The following is a 20008-nucleotide window of genomic DNA, read 5'->3' on the forward strand; positions in this document are numbered from 1 at the left end:
TGCGCTCCCTGCGGCCTCGCCGCAGGGGCCGCGGCTGAACAGCCGACACCTTCGCAATCGGAGCTCGCGCGATGGCGCTGCTGGTCGTCCCTGCCTGTCTCCTGGTCCTGGCGCTGCTGGTCGGGCCGATGATCCTGATGTTCCGGATATCGCTCAACCAGTTCAGCCCGACCCAGTTGATGATGCAGGCGCTGTCGCCGGACAACTACATCAAGGCCGCGACCGATCCATATTATCAGCAGATCATCCTCGCGACGCTCGGCATCGCACTGCTGTGCACTCTGCTCACGCTGATTCTCGCCTTCCCGGCGGCCTATTGGCTCGGCCGCATGGAGAGCCGCTGGAAGAGCCTGGTCGTGATCGCGACCCTGTTCCCGCTGCTGGTCGGCAACGTCGTGCGCTCGGCGGGCTGGATGGCGCTGTTCGCACGCGACGGCCTCGTCAACACCAGCCTGCTGAAGCTCGGCCTGATCTCGACGCCGCTGGAGATCATGTACACGACCAAGGCGGTGATCATCGGCATCATCGCGGTGGTGCTGCCCTACATGATCCTGACGCTGTCGGCGGTGATCGAGAGCATTCCGCGCGATCTCGAATATGCCGCCGCCAATCTCGGCGCCTCCGGCGCGCGGGTGTTCTGGCGGGTCATCCTGCCGCTGTCCGGCCCCGGCGTCGCCGCCGGCTCGATTCTGGTGTTCGTTTTGTGCATGAACACCTATGCAACGGCGGTGCTTCTCGGCGGCCCGCGATTCAAGATGATGGCGCCTGCGGTGTATGACCAGTTCGTGCGCGGCAACAACTGGCCGATGGGCGCCGCACTCGCCTTCATGCTGCTGGCGGTGACCATGGCGTTCACGGTGTTCGGCAGCGTGGCATTCGCGCGGCGGTACAGGACGGGATAGGCGTGGAATGTGTGGCGCGAGAACTTCATCGCGCGCGCGGTGTAACCTCGCCCCGCTTGCGGGGAGAGGTCGGATGGCATCGTCAGATGCCATCCGGGTGAGGGGGTACAGGTCTCACCACAAACACCACCCGTGCGTCTGCCCCTCACCCCAACCCTCTCCCCGTAAGAACGGGGAGAGGGAGCGCACTGTGCGCTTGGTTTACTAATTGGATCAAAGGAATTGTCGCTATGACCGACCAAGCCACGACACTGCCCGGCGATGAGCTCGCCTTCATCAGGAACAAGGGCGCCGCGCCGATCGTGCCGAAGGCAACGAGCCGTGATCGCGGCATCGGGCCGTTCAAGCGGCTGGCGCTGCGCAGCGCCACCGTGATCGACGGCACCGGCGCGCCGCCGATCGGGCCGGTCGACATCATCGTCGAGAACGGCCGGATCGTCAGCATCAAGAAGGTCGTGGGCTACGGCTATGCCGGCAGTATCGGCGAGCCGGCCGATCACGAGATCGACTGCCGCGGCAAATGGGTGACGCCGGGCTTCGTCGACTGCCACGCCCATGCCGGCGTCGCCTATCATTCCGCCAACGGCTGGGTGCCGCCGGTCGACTACGTCTACAAGCTCTGGCTGGCGCATGGCGTCACCACGGTGCGCGAGATGGGCTCGATGAACGGCCTGTCCTGGATGCTCGACCAGAAGCAGCGCGCGGAGAACAACGGCATCGCCTCGCCGCGGCTGCTGGCCTATGCGTACTTTCCGGCCGTCAACGACATGGTCAAGACGATCTATACGCCGGAGCAGGGGCGGAGCTGGCTGCGTGCCGTCAAGGAGCGCGGCGCCGACGGCATCAAGTTCTTCGGCGCGCCGCCCGCGATCATGGAAGCCGCGCTCGACGAGTGCAAAAAGATCGGCCTTCGCACCGGCTGCCACCACGCCCAGATGGCGGTGTCGCGCATGAACGCGCTGACCACGGCCAAATGGGGCCTCACCAGCGCCGAGCATTATTACGGCCTGCCGGAGGCGCTGTTCGAGGATCGCGTCATCCAGAACTTCCCGCTCGACTACAACTACACCGACGAATATTTCCGCTTCTCGGTGTCCGGACAGATGTTCCGGCAGGGCGCCGAGCCCGGCTCGGCCAAGTGGAACGAGGTGCTGGAGCAGTTCCTGGAGATCGGCTTCACCTTCGTGCCGACGTTCACGATCTACGACGCCAACCGCGACCTGATGCGGGCGCGCCAGGCGTATTGGCACAAGGAGTATACCTGGAAGTCGATGTGGGACTACTTCACCCCGCAGCGCGGTGGCCACGGCTCCTATTGGTATCGCTGGTCGACCCAGAACGAGATCGAGTGGAAGGAGAACTACCGGCTCTGGATGGCGTTCATCAACGAGTACAAGAACCGCGGCGGCCGCGTCTGCACCGGCTCGGATTCCGGCTTCATCTACCAGATCTTCGGCTTCGGCTATGTCCGCGAGCTCGAGCTGCTGCAGGAGGCCGGCTTCCATCCGCTGGAGGTGATCCGCTCGGCGACCTCGCAGGGCGCCGCGCTGTGCGGCCTCAAGGACGAGATCGGCACCATCGACATCGGCATGCGCGCCGACATGCTGGTGCACGACCACAATCCGCTGACCGACTTCAAGCTGCTCTACGGCACCGGTGCGATGCGCTTCAACGATGCGACCAACGCGGTCGAGTGGCATCGCGGCCTCAAATTCACGATCAAGGACGGCATTATCTACGACACCGAAGAGTTGCTCGCCGACGTCCGCGATCTGGTGAAGGCGAGCTGGGAAAGCGACGTGCCGGAGAAGTACGCCACCAAGGACGCCGCGGCGCCATGAGCGCCTCTAGCATCGACTTCTTCGTCCTGACCGGCTTCCTCGGCTCCGGCAAGACGTCGCTGCTGCGCGACGTGCTCACCGCGGAGACGGCGTCGGATACGGCCGTGATCGTCAACGAGGCCGGCGAGGTCGGGCTCGACGGCGTGCTGCTGCGCGAGAGCGGCGACGACGTGCCGATGGCGATGCTGTCGAACGGCTGCGTGTGCTGTCAGGTCGGCAGCGATCTCGCCTTCACCATCGATCGCCTGATCATGGCGCCGCGGCCGGATGGGCTGCCGCCGTTGCGGCGGATCATCCTGGAGACCTCGGGCCTGTCAATGCCCGGCCCGGTGCTGCGCCAGCTCGCGACGCTCGCCGAGCACCGTATGCGCGTCGCCGTCGTCGCGACCTACGATCTCACACGCGGGCTCGGCGTCGCGACATTCGAGGAAGCTGCCGCGCAATGGGCGGCGGCGCATCGCATCGTCGCGACCAAGGCCGATCTCGCGCTTGATGCGCTTGTCGGAGCGCAGGTTGCGATCGCGCAGCTCAATCCCGTGGCCGAGGCGATTGCCAGCGCAAATCGCGTGGCCATCGTGACGGCCGCATTCGCGCCGCTGGCAACATCGCTGCCGCTGCGCGAGGTCGCGCCCGATCTGTCCGCCGCGCATCCGCGTCTCGCGCTCTGCCTCGTCCGCCCGCCGGCTGAGATTGCCTATGCCGACCTCGCCGGCTGGCTCGACAATGTCGCGGGCCGGCTCGGCGAGCGGCTGCTGCGCATCAAGGGCCTCGTGAAGGTTCACGAGGCGCCGCGGCCGCTGCTGGTGGAAAGCGTCGGGACGGTGTTCTCGCCGCCGCGGCAATTGACGGCCGAGAAACCGCCGGCGCCGTTCATCGTCGTGATCGCGCGCGACATCGTCCGAGTTGAGCTCGAACAGGTCGAGCCAATAGGCATGTTCAGCTTCTCTTGGCGCGAGCCGGAGAGCAATGCCGCGCCGCGCGGCATCCGCGCGGAGTGGGTGACTTAGGCAGCTGCATCAGTGGCGTGGCGCCAGACACTTGGCTGTCATTCCGAGGCAATCGTCCACACGCAGCCGCGTGTGGACGATTGAACCCGGAATCCCGAGATTACCGAACGACGCAAGACAGCATCGGGATTCCGGGTTCAAGGCCTGCGGCCTTGCCCCGGAATGACGGTGGTTGTGATTGAGGAAGATCAGTTCCCCGCAATCGTACTCAGACTCCGCGACGGATAGCGCAAGGCGACATCGAACGGGTTGAGCTTGCCGGCCAGCGCCTTCGCCTCGCCTTGCAGGATCTTCACGACATGCGGCAGCCGGTCGGCGTTCAGCCGCTCCGCCAGCGTGCCGACACTGAGCGCCGCCACGGCGCGGCCCTGCGTATCCAGCACCGGCACGCCGACGCCGGCCATGCCGGGAATGAGACCGGTGCTGGTGTTGACCCATCCTTGGGCGCGGGCCTGTGCCAGCGCGCTGCGCAGCGAGGCCTCGTCCAGGAAACCGCGATCGAGCAGGCGCGGGATGTTGAAGCGGATCACCGCCTCCTGCTCGTCCTCGGGCAGGTTGGCGAGAATCGCGAGGCTGCCCTGGCCCAGCCCGAGCGGCACCTTGCCGCCGATGTCGCCGGTGAAGGAGCGGATCGGAAACGGTCCTTCGACGCGGTCGAGGCAGACCGCGTCGAAGCCGTTGCGCACCAGCAGGAAGATCGTGTCGCTCAAGGTTGCCGACAGCCGCAGCAGCGCCGGCCGCGCCGCCTCGCGTAGGCCGCTGGCCTGGCCCGCGCGTGCGGCGAGCACGTAGAAGTCGAGCGCCAGGCGATAGCGCTTGCCGGCCGCCTGTTCGGCGAAACCTTCGGCGGCGAGATCCTGCAGCATGCGATGCGCGGTCGGCTGGCTGCAGCCCGCGGCCTCGGCGACGTCCTTCAGCCGCAACCCGTCGGGGTCGCCCTCGGCGAGGATGCGCAGCAGCTTCAGGGCCCGGCGAAGGCTGGAGGACGAATCGCTGTCGGCTGTCGTCATCTGCAGAGCTGAATGTTGGAGGAAAATCTGTCGTATAGATTTCATATATTAGAATTCTAGATAGATAAATTCAGGATATCGGAATTCACGATTGACCGTCTGCATGGCCCACCGGCATGAAAGATTCCCAGGGCGGCAATCCCTGCTGATGGCGAAGGGAGCTTCCCGCGCGAGGACGCATGGGTTTCCTGACGCTGGATGGTCTCACCAGGCGCTACGGCGATGTCGCTGCGGTCAGCGATGTCAGCCTCAGCGTCGCCAAGGGCGAGTTCATCGCGCTGCTCGGCCCCTCCGGCTGCGGCAAGACGACGACGCTCCAGATGATCGCCGGCCTGGTCGAGCCGACCTCGGGCCGCATCACGCTCGACGGTCGCGACATCACCCATGAGAAGCCCGACCGCCGCGGCCTCGGCATCGTGTTCCAGAGCTACGCGCTGTTTCCGCACATGACGGTGGCGCAGAACGTCTCTTTCGGATTGGAGATGCGCAAGGTCGCCAGGGCCGAGCGCGACGTGCGCGTGAGCCAGGTGCTGGCGCTGGTGCAGCTCGCATCGCTCGCCGACCGCTATCCGCGCCAGCTCTCCGGCGGCCAGCGTCAGCGCGTCGCGGTGGCGCGCGCGCTCGTCATCGATCCGCCGGTGCTGCTGCTCGACGAGCCCTTGTCGAACCTCGACGCCAAGCTGCGCGAGGAGATGCAGTTCGAGCTGCGCGGCATCCAGCAGCGCGTCGGCACCACCACGATCATGGTGACCCATGACCAGGGCGAGGCGCTGTCGATGAGCGACCGCGTCGTGGTGATGGAGCAGGGCCGCATCATGCAGGTCGACGCGCCCTATCGATTGTACGAACGTCCTGCGACACCCTTCATCTCCTCGTTCGTCGGCAAGATGAACCGGCTGTCCGGCATCTGGCGCAACGGCGGCGTCGAGATCGGCGGGCGCGTGCTGCCGTGCGAGGCCGCAGGCCTCGCGGACGGCGCAGCCGCCGTGCTGGCGATCCGGCCGGAGAAGATCAATCTCACCGCGCCTGGCGCCGGCGTGCTCGATGGCCGCATCCGGGCGCGCTTCTTCCTTGGCAGCGCCTGGTTCTTCACCCTGGAGACGCTCGCCGGAGTGATCGGCGTCTCCCTGCCCAATGCGGGCGAGGAGCCGGCGCGCGAGGGCGATCAGGTCGGCCTCGCCTGGAGCAGCGCCGGTGCGCGCGCGGCGAAGCCGGACGGAGCGCCACCGGCATGAGCACGCGCGCCCATGTGACACCATGGCTGCTGACGGCGCCGGGCGCGCTGCTGTTCACCGCATTGGTGGTCGTGCCGCTGGCGCTCACACTGGCGCTGTCGTTCCACGTCTATGACGCCGCGACCGGCGTCAAGGACGAGACCACGTTGGCGCACTACCTCGCCATCCTCTCCGACAGCTACTTCATCACCATCTTCTGGCGCACGCTGCGGCTCGCCGCACTCACGACCTTGATCTGCGCGCTGATCGGTGCGCCCGAGGCCTACATCCTGGCGCGCATGCGCGAGCCCTGGCGCTCGGTGTTTCTGCTTGCGATCATCGGCCCGCTGCTGGTCTCGGTCGTGGTGCGCGCCTTCGGCTGGAGCATGCTGCTCGGCCCCACCGGCCTGGTGAACGAGGCGTTCCGCGCGCTCGGGCTCGGCACCGTCAGGATCCTCTATACCGAGACGGCGATCGTCATCGCGCTGGTGCATGTGATGCTGCCGTTCATGGTCATCCCGGTCTGGACCTCGCTGCAGAAGCTCGATCCGATGGTCGAGGCCGCGGCGTGGACGCTGGGTGCCTCGCGCTTCACGGCGCTGCGCCGGGTGGTGCTGCCGCAGGTGACGATGGGGTTGCTGTCCGGCAGCCTGGTCGTGTTCGGCCTGTCCGCGTCGGCCTTCGCGATCCCCGCGCTGCTCGGCGGCCGCCGGCTGAAGATGGCGGCCACGCTGGTCTATGACGAATACATGCACGAGCTGAACTGGCCGCTCGGCGCGGCCATCGCGATCCTGGTGCTGGTCATCAACCTCGTCATCATGCTGGCCTATCAGCAAATCGTCGAGGCGCGCGCCAGGCGGACGTTGGGATGAGCGGCATGCGCCACAATGGTCCGATCGCCCTGGTCTTTCATGCGCTCGTCGTCGGCTTCGTGCTGGCGCCGCTGATCGTGATTGGCCTCGTCGCGTTCACGCCGGCCAACACCTTGACCTTGCCGACGACGCAGGTCTCGCTGCGCTGGTTCGCGGCCGTGTTCGCGCATCCGGATTTCGTCGCCTCCTTCCTGAACAGCCTGTGGGTGGCGGCGACAGCCGCGACGATCGCGGTCGTGCTCGCGGTCGCCGCCGGCCTCGCGCTCGATCGCTACGACTTCCGCGGCCGCGCGGCGCTCAACGCGCTGTTCCTGTCGCCCTTGATGATCCCGCATCTCGTGCTCGGCGTCGCGCTGCTCCGGCTGTTCGCGCTGCTCGGCGCCACCGGCAGCCTGGTCTGGCTGACGGCCGGCCACATCGTCGTGGTCACGCCCTACGTCCTTCGGCTGGTGCTGGCGGCGCTGTCGGGGCTCGACCGCAGCGCCGAGCAGGCGGCGGTCACGCTCGGCGCCACCGGCTGGATCGTGTTCCGCAGGATTACCGTGCCGATGATCCTGCCCGGCATCACCGGCGGCTGGCTGCTCGCCTTCATCAACTCCTTCGACGAGCTCACGATGTCGATCTTCATCACCTCGCCCGCCACGGTCACCCTGCCGGTGCGCATGTACATGTATGCGATCGAATCGATCGATCCGATGATGGCCGCGGTGTCGGCGCTGATGATCGCGGTGACGGCGGCGGCGATGCTGCTGCTCGACCGCATCTTCGGCCTCGACAAGGTCCTTGTAGGCCAAGGCTGACACCATGCCACTGCTGCATCGCCTCGTCCGCAACGACAGCGCCGTCATCTCCTTCACGATCGATGGCGCCCCCTGCGACGGCCGCGCCGGCGACACCGTGCTGACGGCCGTGCTCTGCAACGTCGAACGGCTGCGCCACAGCGAGTTTTCCGCCGCGCCACGGGCCGGCTTCTGCCAGATGGGCGCCTGTCAGGATTGCTGGGTGCAGCTCGCGAGCGGCGAGCGGTTGCGCGCCTGCACGACGGAACTCGCCGCGGGCATGCACATCGTCACGCAGCGGGGACGCAGCCATGGCTGAGCGCGCGCCGCCCCTGATCGTCGGCGCCGGCCCGGCCGGCATCCGCGCCGCGATGACATTGGTCGCGGCCGGTCTGCGGCCGGTCGTGGTCGATGAGGGCCACGCCTGCGGCGGCCAGATCTATCGCCAGCCGCGCGCGCCTGACGGCCGTGATGCCACCGCGCGCTACGGCTCGGAGGCGGCGAAGGCCGTGCGGCTGCATCGCGATTTCGCAGCGCTCGGCCCTGCGATCGACTATCAGCCGAATGCGCTGCTGTGGAATCTGCGCGACGGCGCGGCCGACATTCTCCGCGACGGCTCAAGCCATCGCATCAATCATGATGGACTCATCCTCGCGACCGGCGCCACCGATCGCGTGCTGCCGATCCCCGGCTGGACCTTGCCCGGCGTCTTCACGCTCGGCGGCGCGCAGATCGCGCTGAAGGCGCAGGGCTGCGCGATCGGCCGGCGCGTGGTGTTCGCGGGCTCCGGCCCGCTGCTCTATCTGGTGGCGTGGCAGTACATGAAGGCCGGTGTCGACGTCGCCGCCGTGCTCGACGCGGCGCCGTTGTCGGCGAAGCTCAATCTGCTGCGCGTGCTGCCGCTGGCGCCCGGCATCGTGCTGCGTGGGGTGCGCATGGCCGCGGAATTGACGCTGCGCGGCACGCGCGTGCGGTTCGGCGTGTCCCGGGTGCGGATCGAGGGCGAGGGCAGGGTGGCCCGCATCGCCTATCACGCCGGCGGGCGGGAGCACGCGATCGCTTGCGACGGCATCGGCTACGGCCTCAATCTGCGCTCGGAAACCCAGGCGGCCGATCTCGCCGGCTGCGCCTTCCGCTTCGATGCGCGCGACCGCGCGCATCCGCCGGTTCGCGACGCCAGTGGCCGCAGCAGCGTCGCGGGCGTGTACCTTGCCGGCGACGGCGCCCGCATCGCCGGCGCTGATGCCGCCGAGGCCGCCGGCGAGCGCGCTGCGCTCGCATTGCTGGAGGATCGCGGCCTGCCGCATGATGCCGGGCGGGTTGCCGCGCTCGAGCGCAGGCTTGCGACGATCGATCGCTTGCGCGACGGGCTGGAGGCCGCGTTTCCCTATCCGTCGCATTGGGTGGGCGACATCGCCGATGACACGCTGCTGTGCCGCTGCGAGGAGATCGATGCCGGCGAGGCGCGGCGCGCGATCAGCGATTTCTCGCTGACCGAGATCAATCGCCTGAAGGCGGTGACGCGCATCGGCATGGGCCGCTGCCAGGGCCGCATGTGCGGCGCGGCCGCCGCGGAGCTGTTGGCTGCGCAGACGCGCCGCGACATCGGCGCTGTCGGCCGGCTGCGCGCGCAGGCGCCGATCAAGCCGATCCCGCTGGCTGCCGGCCTGTCCGCCGACGAGAGGCAGCATGACCCGGCGCATTGACAGCGATGTCGCGATCATCGGCGGCGGGCTGGTCGGCAGCGCTGCCGCGCTCGCCTTGCGCGGCATGGGCCTCTCCGTCACGCTGCTCGACAAGGGTTTTTGTGGCGCGCAGGCGAGCGGCGTGAACTACGGCGGCGTGCGCCGGCAGGGACGCCCGTCCGAGCAACTGCCGCTGTCGCAGCGATCCCACGCGATCTGGCCGCGGCTCGAGGCGCTGATCGGCATCGACGGCGAGTTCGTGCGCTCCGGCCATCTCAAGCTCGCGCGGAGCGCTGAGGACTTGGCGAGCCTGGAACGCTACGCCGCCGATGTCGCCCCGTTCGGACTCGGTCTCGAACTGGTTGGTCACAACCAGTTGCGCGAGCGCTTCGGCATCAGCGGCGACGTCGTCGGCGGCTCGTTCTGTCCCGGCGACGGCCACGCCAATCCGCGGCTGGTCGCCACCGCCTTCGCCGCAGCGGCGCGTCGCGCCGGTGCCGAGGTGCTGGAGACCACGGAGGTCACGGGCGCCACCCGGACGTTCGAGGGGTTTGCGCTGGAAGCCGGCGACGTCGCCATCAAGGCGCGCACCGTCGTCAACAGCGCCGGCGCATGGGCCGACGGCTTTGCCGCCGCATTCGGCGAGCCGGTGCCGCTGGAGCGCACCTATCCCTCGATGATCGTGACCGAGCCGCTCGATCCGTTTCTCGGCGTCAACATCGGCATCGAGGGCGGCGGCATCTACGCGCGGCAGGTTGCCCGCGGCAACGTCGTCGTCGGCGGCGAGCGCGCTGCGCCGCTCGCCGACCCCGATTTTTCGCGTCCCCGCAGCGACGGCGTGCTCGCCATCATGCAGCGGGCCAGCGGGCTGTTCGGTCCACTGCGCCACGCCCAGGCGATCCGGTTCTGGAGCGGCACCGAGGCGACGATGCCCGACCGCAATCCGGTGATCGGGCCGAGCGCGACGACGCCGGGCCTGATCCACGCCTTCGGCTTCTCCGGCGCCGGTTTCCAGATCGCGCCGGGTGTCGGCGAGGTCCTGGCCGAGCTGGTGCGCGACGGCGAGACCTCGACGCCGATCGGCGCCTTCGCGATCACACGTTTCCCACCCGCATCGCAGCCGGGCGATGCATCTCAAGCAGCAATGACGACAGGATCGAAGGAGACCTCGCCATGATCGATGCTCGCGCCGCGCTCGGCCCAGCCCTCGCGCTGATGCTCGCCACATCAGCCGCGTATGCTGAAACCAAGACGCTCTATGTCGGCATGAACGGCGGCAATTTCGAGCGCACCTATACGCAGGCCGTGTTTCCGGACTTCGAGAAGGCGAATGACGTCAAGATCGTCGTCGTGCCCGGCACCTCCTCGGAGATTCTCGCCAAGGCGATTGCGGCCAAGGACAAGCCGCAGATGCACGTGATGTTTCTCGACGACGGCGTGATGATCCGCGCCGCCGGTCTCGGCCTGTGCGAGAAGCTGAGGCCGAGCGAAGGTCTGGCGCAGCTCGAGCCGTTCGCACGGCTCAAGGACGACATCGCCGCCGGCATCGACATCGGCATGACGGGCTTAGCCTACAACAAGAAGCTGTTCGACGAGAAGGGCTGGGCGGCGCCGAGCTCGTGGCTCGATCTCGCCGATCCGAAATTCAAGGACAAGGTCGTGTTCCAGTCGGCCTCGGTCTCGACCTTCGGCCTGCACGCCTTCCTGATGTTCAACCGCATCAACGGCGGCACCGAGGCCAATGTCGAGCCGGGCTTCAAGGCGTTCGCCGATTCGATCGGCAAGAACGTGCTCGAATACATCCCGAACTCGGCCAAGATCTCCGAGATGGTGCAGACCGGCGAGGCCGCGATCTTCCCGCTAACGCCGACGGCGGTATCGACCTTGAAGGAGAAGGGCATCGCGGTCGAGTATGCGCAGCCGAAGGAGGGCTCGGTCGTGCTGATGGTCGCCGAATGTGTCATCGCCAACAACTCCGAAGCCGAGCTGGCACAGAAGCTGGCGGCTTATTTGTTGTCGCCGGAGGCGCAATCCAAGGCGCTGGCGGCCGGCAACATCGTTCCATCCAACACGACCGCGAAGGCGACCACCCCGGCAGCCGAGCAGAAGCTCGCGACGTTTCATACCTACATGAAGAGCGCGATCACGCTCGACTGGGACGTCATCAACGCCAAGCGCCCCGAATGGAATACGCGCTGGAACAGGATGATCGAGCGGTAAGGCGCGTTGAAGCGTAGTAGTAACGCTTGGCACGCGGTGCTCGTGAATGTGCCCTCTCCCCTTGTGGGAGAGGGCATTTTGGACGGTGCTCCAATCACGGTTGGGTGAGGGGTATTTGTCCACGAGCATCGTTCGTTGAGAGAACCCCTCACCCAAACGCGTATGCGGATAGGCCGCCGATGCCCTCTCCCACAAGGGGAGAGGGCACTTCATTGGGCAGCGTAGCCCTGACTGATCTGATCGGGCCGTAGGGTGGGCGCGGCGCGATCGCTAGCCAGCAACAAACGCGGCGCTGGGACGCGCCTTTGCCCACCCTACACTTCCGTTATCTTAACTACCCGCCGGATAGCTCGCTGCATACGCCTCCGTCAGCGCCTCATCCAGCCGCCGCCCAGAGCTGAAACCTGACAGCGTTGCGGGACGGGTGACGCCCTCTAGCAATCGGCCATCGGGCTCCGGCGAGCCGATCAGGGTGTGGACCGGAATGCGCTCGGCATAGATAGGCAGCGCATAATCTTCCTCGTCATCGATGACGCCGGCGGCGCGGATCTTCGCCGATGCCTTCTCGATTTCCATGGTGATAACCGATGTCGCCTTGAGCTCCTGCTCAGTGGTCTGGCGCAGGCTCGCCGTGCGGCCGGGAAACAGGCGGTCGACCATCATCACCAGCGCGCGCTCCTTCTCCGCCTGATCCTCGATCAGCCGGGCATGGCCGAACGCCATCACCGAGCGGTAGTCGGCGGAATGGTGGAAGGCGCTGCGCGCCAGCACCAGCGCGTCGAGATGGGTGACGGTGAGACAGGCCGGCTGTCCCTCGGATTGGTTGCGCAGCATCCGGCTCGCGCTCGAGCCATGCCAATACAGCGTCGTTCCCTCGCGCCAGAACAGCGTCGGCGTGCAATAGGGCTGGCCGTCGATGACATAGGATACGTGGCACAGCGTTGCGGAATCGAGCACGGCATGGACCGTCGCATGATCGTAGTGGGCGCGCTGATGCCGCCGCTTGACCCGGTTGGTGTCGTCGACGGGATAGCTCGGCATCTGTTGCTCGGACATCGTCAGTCTCCTGTTTCCGCCGCAGTCATGCCATGGCAAAGTGGTTGCCGGGAGTTCCACTTCGATGCGAAAGCGACCAACCACTTCGCGACGCCGCGACGACGTGCTGGCGCTGCCGATCCGGCTCGACCGCAGCATCCGCAGCCAGTCGCAGCAGGTGCATGGCGCGTTGCGGACCGGCATCGTCGACGGGCTGCTCGCGCCCGGCCTGCGTCTGCCGTCGACGCGCGGGCTCGCCGAGCAGCTCGGCGTCCGCCGCAACGCGATCGTCGCGGCCTATGAGGCGCTGCTGTCGGATGGCCTGGTCGAGGCGCGCCACGGCGCCGGCACCTATGTGGCGGCACGGCTGCCCGCGCCGCAGGTCGCCGCACCGGTCGCCGAGCTGGACATCCGCATTCCGCCGCGCCGGCCGTTCGCGCTCGGCTGCACGCTGGTCGATCCCGTCCTGTTGCGGCGGCTCGCCGCGGCCAGCCGGCGCCGCATCGCCAACGCCGCGCCCGATGAGCTCGGCTATGGCGATCCGCGCGGCAGCCTGCATCTGCGCACCGAGGTCGCGCACTATCTTGCGGCCAATCGCGGCGTCCGCTGCGACCCAAGCTGCATCCTGATCGTGAGCGGCACCCAGCACGGCCTGCGGCTGTGCATCGATGCGCTGCTTGCGCCGGGCGATCCCGTCTGGTTCGAGGACCCCGGCTACGTCGCTTCTCGCTATACGTTGAGCACGACCGGCGCGAAGCTGGTCCCGGTGCCGGTCGATGATGAAGGCATTATCGTGAGCTCGGGGGAGGCGGCGTACACGGCGGCCAAGGCTGCCTACGTGACGCCATCGCATCAGTTTCCGACCGGTGTTGCGATGAGCATGGCGCGGCGCATCGCGCTGCTCGACTGGGCGCGCAGGGCGGACGCCTACATCTTCGAGGACGACTACGACAGCGAGTACCGCTTTGCAGGTCCGCCGCTGACGGCGTTGGCCGGCATCGGCGGCGAGCGCGTGATCTATCTCGGCACCTTCGGCAAGACGCTGTTCGCGGGACTGCGGCTCGGCTATCTCGTGGTGCCGCCGGCGCTGGTCGCGCGGGTGGTCGCGGCGCGCGCGGCGCAGGACCGGTTTCCCCCGGCCTTCATGCAAGACGCGCTGGCCGACCTGATGGCCGACGGCGTGCTCGCGGCGCACATGCGGCGGATGCGCCCGCGCTACCGCCAGGCGCGCGATGTCGTCGCCGAAGCGCTCGCCAGGCACGGCAAGGGCAGTCTGCAACTGGCCGCGCCCTCGCAAGGATTGCATCTGCTGGCGACCTTGCCGCCCGCAGCGCCGAAGGGCACGGCGAAATTGATCCGCGACCGCGCCGGCATCGAGTGCCGGCTGTTGTCCGATGCGCGGATCGTGCAGCGCGGACCTGACGGTTTCATCCTGGGCTATTCGGGCTTTGCGGCGAAGGATCTCGCCGATGCCGCCAGGCGGCTCGGGCGCGCCGCACAGGATCTCCTGGGCGCGGTTGCGCGCCCGCGCTGAGCGTCGCTTGTCGATGTTACGGGTGTGGCCGAGCCGGCACGTCGGGCAAATCAGCCCCGCTCTGAACGTCTGCGCGCCTGTGCAGAGGCCGCCGCCAGCGGTTGCGCGCAACAAGCCGTCGTAATTTTGTTCAATCCGTTCAACGGCCTCTCGATGCCTGGTCGCGCGCTCGCATTTTCCACTTTCGTTTTTTCGAAAATCATGCTTTGGTTGCGCATCCCGCCTCACCGCAGAGGGGCGTTGCGCGCGATCGTCACGACACGCGAGGCGGGGATGCGATGGCCGCGATCAAGCCGCAACGTGTCTTTGGATGCGTGGACGAACGGCGAGGCTGCGGACGTGAAGTCGCAGGGTCCTGACACCCCGACGCTGGTGTCCAGCGCAATGCGCGCAAGCGCATTGCGCCATGGTGGCCAACAAGCCCGGCGCACCAGGGAGACTGCGTATAAGCGTGAAGACCGTCGCGCAGGGAATGCCGGAGTGTACGGCTTTGCCTGTGGTACCTGCCGCCTGCATTTTTTTCGCAGGCGGGCCATGGGTGGGGCCTTCACCCGGCATTCCCTGCGCCCTTTGCACTTCGAAGGGGCGAGATGGATCGTAAGCCTCGGGCATCATCTGCCGCGAGAACGCGCCCTCATGTTAACGCGCCCTCATGTTCATGGCTGTTCGAGATGCGGATTGGAGCAGATGCGCGTCAGGCGACGCGGATGCGCGCGGTCGCCGCAATCGCTACGCGCTTATTCATAGGGATTGTGCTCGGCGTTCGTCATCGTCTGGCGCACCCGGCGCAAGGTGATGGGCGTGCCGTCGGAGACGAACACCAGCTCATAGGCGCGGCCGCTGTCGTCCTTGGCGGAGCAGGTCACGCTGGTGACCTTGAGCATCGCGAAATTGCCGACCTGACGGCACACGCCGGCCGAGCTCTTCGTGGCCGGCACCGGAATGCCATCGACCTTCGGACGATGCTTGGAGTTCAGCAGCATGCGGTCGATCGGCAATTCGTAGACGTTCTGAATCGACCTGCGGCCATTGACGCCGGAGAACGCGATGATGTGATTCTCGTCAGCGGGATCGTCGAGCGCGACGGTGAAATGAGCGCGTCCCTTCTCGCTGTGAAAGAACGCCACCGTCTTGCACGAATATTCGCGGCCATCGACCTTCGCGGTGCGGCAGGTGCCGGACATCAGCGCATAGAGATCGATGTCGGGCCGGTCCTCCGGCGCGCCCGCCACCGGCATCGGCTGCTGAGCCAGACATGGCGTCCCCAGGGAGAGCGCGAGCGCAAGGACGGCGAGGCGAGGAAAATGCAGGGGCATCCGCGGGGAGAGCCTGGAGGAATCGGGACGGCGCGAGAGGTCAAGCGATGTGTCAGCTTTGCGGCAAAAAGAGGTCGGAAGCAGCGCTGTGCACCTCCCATCGCACCCGTGCAGAGCCCGACGCTGAACCGCGCCGGTGGTCGTTCGATACCGCAAAAGCAATGGAAAGTTCCGGGACGCAAGCCCCATGGGATCGATACGGCCGGAACAACGGCCCAACACGACAACGACAGGGAGAAACCGATGACATTGTCACGTCGTGGCCCAACGCGTCACAGGATTCCGGGGCACCGCTGCGGTGAAATGATCTTCAACCTCCAGGACTACTTCGCCGACTGCACCTTCTGCTTCCAAAGCGCCCAGGCACGATCCATGATCACCATGTTGACGCCATCGGCCTTGGCAGCCTCCTCGGCGCTGAGATACGTCACCTCGGAGCCGAGCCCGAGTGCCTGCGCCTGCAGCTTCGCATTCACGTCGGTGTAATAGGCGCGGAACACGGCGGCCTTGACCGCAGGACCGACGGTGACGTCACCATGGCCGCGCATCAGCACCACGGACTTGTCGCCGAGCGCGGATGCGAGCGATTTGCCGATCGCATTATTGCGCACCAGCATGTCGGTGGCGCCGAACTCCTTGCCGATGTCCCACACCGGCGCGCCGTCGCCGAGGAAGGCGGCGTTGTGATACAGCGGCTTCAAGGGTGTATGGCTGACGCTGAACGGCACGACGCCCGGCGAATGGGTGTGCACGACGGCGTTGACGTCCGGACGGGCCTTGTAGATCTCGGCATGGATGAAGCGTTCGAGGAACACCGCACGGTTCTTCGCATCGACCGGCTCGCCATTCTCGTCGAACTCCATGATGTCGTTGGCCGTCACCTGCGCCGGCGCGATCGAGCGTGCCATCAGGAAGTGGTGCGGATTGGCGGGACTGCGCGCGCTGACATGGCCGAAGGCATCGACGACGCCGAGATCGGCGAGGATGCGGCTGCCGGTCGCGATGTCCTCGAGCAGCTCGCGCGGCACGCCGGGGATGGAGTCGTCGGCGCGGGAGGGGGTGGCGGAGAGAAGGAGGGCGGTGACCGCAAGGACGGCAAGGCGGCTGAAGCTCGACATCTGATTTTCCCTCCCGGCCTGCGTGATCCAGGCTCGTCGCTTAAACATACGCGTCATTGCGAGCGAAGCGAAGCAATCCAGAATAGTAGGCGGGACTCTGGATTGCTTCGCTCTGCTCGCAATGACGGGGACAGGTCTGAGCGAAATCATCGCCATATCAGGATGAGCGATGTTGCTCCCTCAGGTCACCGGAGCCGGATTGAACAGCGTCAGATCGTTGTGGATGCCCCAGCGGTCCGACCATGGCTTGGTGCGGCCGGAGGCGACGTCGAGGATCAGCTTGAACAGCTCCCAGCCGGTCTCCTCGATGGTCATCTCGCCGGTGGCGATGCGGCCGGCATCGAAGTCGATGAGGTCTTTCCAGCGCCGCGCGAGCTCGCTGCGGGTCGCGACCTTGATGACTGGGGCGGCGGCAAGGCCGTAAGGCGTGCCGCGGCCGGTGGTGAAGACCTGGAGGGTCATGCCGGAGGCGAGCTGCAAGGTGCCGCAGATGAAGTCGCTCGCCGGCGTCGCGGCGAACAGCATGCCCTTCTGCTTGGCCTTCTCGCCCGGCGCCAGCACGCCATGGATCGGACCGGAGCCCGACTTCACGATCGAGCCCAGCGACTTCTCGACGATGTTGGCGAGGCCGCCCTTCTTGTTGCCGGGCGTGGTGTTGGCGCTGCGATCGGCGCCACCGCGGGCGAGATAGGAGTCGTACCAGTCCATCTCGCGGATCAGCGCGCGGCCGACCTCCTCGTTGATGGCGCGGCGGGTGAGCAGCTGGATGGCATCGCGGACTTCCGTGACTTCCGAGAACATCACGGTCGCGCCGGCGCGCACCAGCAGGTCGGCGGCGAAGCCGACGGCGGGATTGGCGGTCACGCCGGAGAACGCGTCGCTGCCGCCGCATTGCAGGCCGATCACGAGATCGGACGCCGGGCAGGTCTCGCGCTTGCGCTTGTTGAGCTCGGCGAGGCGACGGTCGGCCTGGGTCATGATGGCGTCCACGATGGCGCCGAAGCCGTCGAAGGCTTCGTCCTGCATGCGCACGATGGAGTCTTCCGTGCCCTCCGGCAGCAGCCGCTCCGGCGCGAGCTTCTCGCAGCCGAGGCCGACGACCAGGATCTCGCCGCCAAAATTCGGGTTCAGTGCGAGGTTCTGCAGGGTTCGGATCGGCACCACGGCATCTGGCGCCGTGATCGCGACGCCGCAGCCATAGGCGTGGGTGAGCGCGACGACGTCATCGACATTTGGGTACTTCGGCAGCAGCTCGCTCTTGATGCGCTTGATCGCGAATTCGAGCGTACCCTTGACGCATTGGACCGAGGTCGAGATGCCGAGCACGTTGCGGGTGCCGACCGAGCCGTCGGCGTTGCGATAGCCTTCGAAGGTGTAGCCGTCGAGCGGCGGCAGCGGCGCCGGGACGGCGGTCGAAATCTCCAGCTTGTCGAGGGCAGGAGCCTCCGGCATATCGATGCGCGCTTCGTCGACCCATTCTCCGGCTCCGATCGGCGATTTCGCAGTGCCGATGATCTCGCCGTAGCGGACGATCGGCGCGCCTTGCGCGATGTCGACCAGCGCGGTCTTGTGGCCCTGCGGGACGAAGGTCTTCAGCGTCAGGCCGTCGGGCAGCTTGGTGCCGGCAGGCAGGCCGAAATCGTTCACCACGATCGCGACGTTGTCGCGCGCGTTGAGCTTGATGGTGCGGGGCTCCTGGGTCACGACCTGCTGGTTCATGCTGGCTCCGTTGTGCTCCGTAAGGTGGGCAAAGCGAAGCGTGCCCACCGTCTTTCGTCTTGGTCGACTGTCGGTGGGCACGGCGCTGTCGCGCCTTTGCCTACCCTACAGCTCTCTCTTCACCTCTCCCGCAGGGAGAGGTCGGATTGCATCGGAGAAGCAATCCGGGTGAGGGGGGCTCGCCGCGGAGACTGTCCGTGCGGCTGCCCCTCACCCCAGCCCTCTCCCCGTAAGAACGGGGAGAGGGAGCAGACCGCCTCTGCCGCGATCTCATTCGCTCGCAATGATGAGGGCTCACACCGGGAAGGTGTAGGCCGTCTTCACCGTGGTGTAGAACTCGCGGGCGTAGGAGCCCTGCTCGCGGGCGCCGTAGCTCGAGCCTTTGCGGCCGCCGAACGGGACGTGGTAGTCGACGCCGGCGGTCGGCAGGTTGACCATCACCATGCCGGCCTCGCTGTTGCGCTTGAAGTGCGAGGCGTATTTCAGGCTGGTGGTGCAGACGCCCGCCGCGAGGCCGAACTCGGTGTCGTTGGCGATCGCCAGCGCCTCGTCGTAGTTCTTGGCGCGGATGACGCAGGCGACCGGTCCGAAGATCTCCTCGCGGGCGATGCGCATGGTGTTGGTGGCTTCGGTGAACAGCGCCGGCTGCATATAGAAGCCGGGGGTCTCGCGGTTCAGAAGCTCGCCGCCCCAGGTCAGCTTGGCGCCTTCGTCCTGGCCGATCTTGAGATAGCGCTGGTCCTGCTCGAGCTGATTGCCGTCGACCACCGGGCCGATATGGGTGCCCTGCTTGACGGCGTCGTCGACGACGAGGCCCTTCAGACGTTCCGTCAGCGCTTCAACGAACTTGTCGTGAATGCCCTCGGTGACGATCAGGCGCGAGGAGGCCGTGCAGCGCTGGCCGGTGGAGAAATAGGCGCCGTTGGCGGCGGCTTCGACCGCGACCTTGACGTCGGCATCGTCGAGCACGACCAGCGGGTTCTTGCCGCCCATCTCGAGCTGAAATTTCTTCATCGGGGTTGACAGCACGCAGGCCTGCGCGATCTTGCGGCCCGTGCCGACCGAGCCCGTGAACGAGATCGCGGCAACGTCCGGGTGCTCGAGCAGGGTCTGGCCGACCACCGAGCCGGAGCCGACGACGAGGTTGAACACGCCGGCGGGAAGGCCGGAGCGGGCGATGATCTCGGACAGCGCATGCGCGGAGCCGGGCACCAGCTCGGCCGGCTTGAACACCACCGTGTTGCCGTAGCAGAGCGCGGGCGCGATCTTCCAGGCGGGGATCGCGATCGGGAAATTCCAGGGCGTGATCATGCCGACGACGCCGACGGCCTCGCGGGTGATCTCGACGTCGAGACCCGGACGGATCGAGGCGCCCTTCTCGCCGGTCAGGCGCAGCGCCTCGCCGGCAAAGAACGCAAAGATCTGGCCGGCGCGGGCGACCTCGCCGATGCCCTCCGGCAGGGTCTTGCCTTCCTCGCGGGCGAGCAGGCGGCCGAGCTCTTCCTTGCGCGACAGGATCTCCGCCGAGATCTTGTTCAGCGCGTCGTAGCGTTCCTGCGGGGTCGAGCGCGACCAGGCGGGGAAGGCGGCCTTGGCGGCGGCGACCGCCTTTTCGGTCTGCGCCTTGTCGGCCTTGGCGTATTCGCCGACGACGTCGTTGGTGTTCGAGGGGTTGATGTTGCGGGTCACCCCGCTGCCGTCGACCCATTCGCCGGCGATGAAATTCTTGAGGATCGCGTTCATGTTGTTCTCCAGA

Annotated in this window: 17 protein-coding genes; 11 read left to right on the top strand and 6 right to left on the bottom strand. The window is 67.0% G+C overall.

From position 1 onward, the window contains the following. The first annotated feature begins 71 nt into the window (after positions 1–71). From QW845_RS13115 to QW845_RS13125, 3 genes are all read left to right on the top strand, one after another. Positions 72–902 (top strand): ABC transporter permease, encoded by an 831-nt coding sequence (locus tag QW845_RS13115; protein WP_315801990.1) that lies wholly within the window; start codon positions 72–74, stop codon positions 900–902. 230 nt (positions 903–1132) lie between these two features. Beyond that, positions 1133–2743: an amidohydrolase family protein gene (locus QW845_RS13120; RefSeq protein ID WP_315801991.1), complete on the top strand. Its 1611-nt coding sequence runs from the start codon at positions 1133–1135 to the stop codon at positions 2741–2743. Next, entirely contained in the window at positions 2740–3750 is a 1011-nt protein-coding gene (locus QW845_RS13125; RefSeq protein WP_315801992.1) for a CobW family GTP-binding protein, read from the top strand. The genes QW845_RS13120 and QW845_RS13125 overlap by 4 nt, the downstream gene beginning before the upstream one ends. 188 nt (positions 3751–3938) lie before the next feature. Here the strand turns inward: QW845_RS13125 and QW845_RS13130 are convergent, their stop codons facing one another. Continuing rightward, positions 3939–4760, bottom strand: coding sequence for an IclR family transcriptional regulator (locus QW845_RS13130; RefSeq protein WP_315801993.1), 822 nt, complete (start codon positions 4758–4760; stop codon positions 3939–3941). Between the two features lie 179 nt (positions 4761–4939). On the opposite strand from QW845_RS13130, the gene QW845_RS13135 reads away from it, so the two are divergent. From QW845_RS13135 to QW845_RS13165, 7 genes are read left to right on the top strand one after another with little or no spacing between them, the layout of a single operon-like run. Further along, positions 4940–5995 (top strand): ABC transporter ATP-binding protein, encoded by a 1056-nt coding sequence (locus QW845_RS13135; RefSeq protein ID WP_315801994.1) that lies wholly within the window; start codon positions 4940–4942, stop codon positions 5993–5995. Then, positions 5992–6846: an ABC transporter permease gene (locus QW845_RS13140; RefSeq protein WP_315801995.1), complete on the top strand. Its 855-nt coding sequence runs from the start codon at positions 5992–5994 to the stop codon at positions 6844–6846. The genes QW845_RS13135 and QW845_RS13140 overlap by 4 nt, the downstream gene beginning before the upstream one ends. Continuing rightward, on the top strand, positions 6843–7646 hold the full coding sequence (locus tag QW845_RS13145; protein ID WP_315801996.1) for an ABC transporter permease: 804 nt from the start codon (positions 6843–6845) through the stop codon (positions 7644–7646). Before QW845_RS13140 ends, QW845_RS13145 begins: the two co-directional genes overlap by 4 nt. A gap of 4 nt (positions 7647–7650) precedes the next feature. Further along, complete coding sequence (locus tag QW845_RS13150) at positions 7651–7944, top strand: (2Fe-2S)-binding protein (RefSeq protein ID WP_315801997.1); 294 nt, start codon at positions 7651–7653, stop codon at positions 7942–7944. Further along, the gene (locus tag QW845_RS13155) at positions 7937–9331 is read left to right on the top strand and encodes an NAD(P)/FAD-dependent oxidoreductase (protein ID WP_315801998.1); all 1395 of its coding nucleotides are present in this window, start codon (positions 7937–7939) and stop codon (positions 9329–9331) included. The genes QW845_RS13150 and QW845_RS13155 overlap by 8 nt, the downstream gene beginning before the upstream one ends. Next, positions 9315–10487, top strand: a complete 1173-nt coding sequence (locus tag QW845_RS13160) for an FAD-dependent oxidoreductase (protein WP_315801999.1) — start codon at positions 9315–9317, stop codon at positions 10485–10487. Before QW845_RS13155 ends, QW845_RS13160 begins: the two co-directional genes overlap by 17 nt. Then, positions 10484–11530 carry an ABC transporter substrate-binding protein gene (locus QW845_RS13165; RefSeq protein ID WP_315802000.1) on the top strand — a complete coding sequence of 349 codons (1047 nt, stop codon included), beginning with the start codon at positions 10484–10486 and terminating at the stop codon, positions 11528–11530. Before QW845_RS13160 ends, QW845_RS13165 begins: the two co-directional genes overlap by 4 nt. A 330-nt stretch (positions 11531–11860) precedes the next feature. Here QW845_RS13165 and QW845_RS13170 read toward each other — a convergent pair whose 3' ends face one another. Continuing rightward, positions 11861–12586 (bottom strand): pyridoxamine 5'-phosphate oxidase family protein, encoded by a 726-nt coding sequence (locus QW845_RS13170; protein ID WP_315802001.1) that lies wholly within the window; start codon positions 12584–12586, stop codon positions 11861–11863. 64 nt (positions 12587–12650) lie between these two features. On the opposite strand from QW845_RS13170, the gene QW845_RS13175 reads away from it, so the two are divergent. After that, complete coding sequence (locus QW845_RS13175; RefSeq protein WP_315802002.1) at positions 12651–14099, top strand: PLP-dependent aminotransferase family protein; 1449 nt, start codon at positions 12651–12653, stop codon at positions 14097–14099. 737 nt (positions 14100–14836) lie between these two features. Here QW845_RS13175 and QW845_RS13180 read toward each other — a convergent pair. The 4 genes from QW845_RS13180 to QW845_RS13195 all read right to left on the bottom strand — a co-directional run bounded on the left by QW845_RS13180 (position 14837) and on the right by QW845_RS13195 (position 19995). Further along, entirely contained in the window at positions 14837–15415 is a 579-nt protein-coding gene (locus QW845_RS13180) for a hypothetical protein (RefSeq protein ID WP_315802003.1), read from the bottom strand. A gap of 323 nt (positions 15416–15738) precedes the next feature. Continuing rightward, entirely contained in the window at positions 15739–16533 is a 795-nt protein-coding gene (locus QW845_RS13185) for a class II aldolase/adducin family protein (protein WP_315802004.1), read from the bottom strand. Positions 16534–16713: 180 nt separating this feature from the next. After that, positions 16714–18252, bottom strand: coding sequence for a galactarate dehydratase (gene garD / locus QW845_RS13190; protein WP_315802005.1), 1539 nt, complete (start codon positions 18250–18252; stop codon positions 16714–16716). Between the two features lie 294 nt (positions 18253–18546). Then, positions 18547–19995, bottom strand: coding sequence for an aldehyde dehydrogenase family protein (locus tag QW845_RS13195; RefSeq protein WP_315802006.1), 1449 nt, complete (start codon positions 19993–19995; stop codon positions 18547–18549). Positions 19996–20008 lie beyond the last annotated feature (13 nt).

This window comes from Bradyrhizobium sp. SZCCHNS3002 (genome assembly GCF_032377435.1).
In the GTDB taxonomy this organism is placed as follows: Bacteria; Pseudomonadota; Alphaproteobacteria; order Rhizobiales; family Xanthobacteraceae; genus Bradyrhizobium.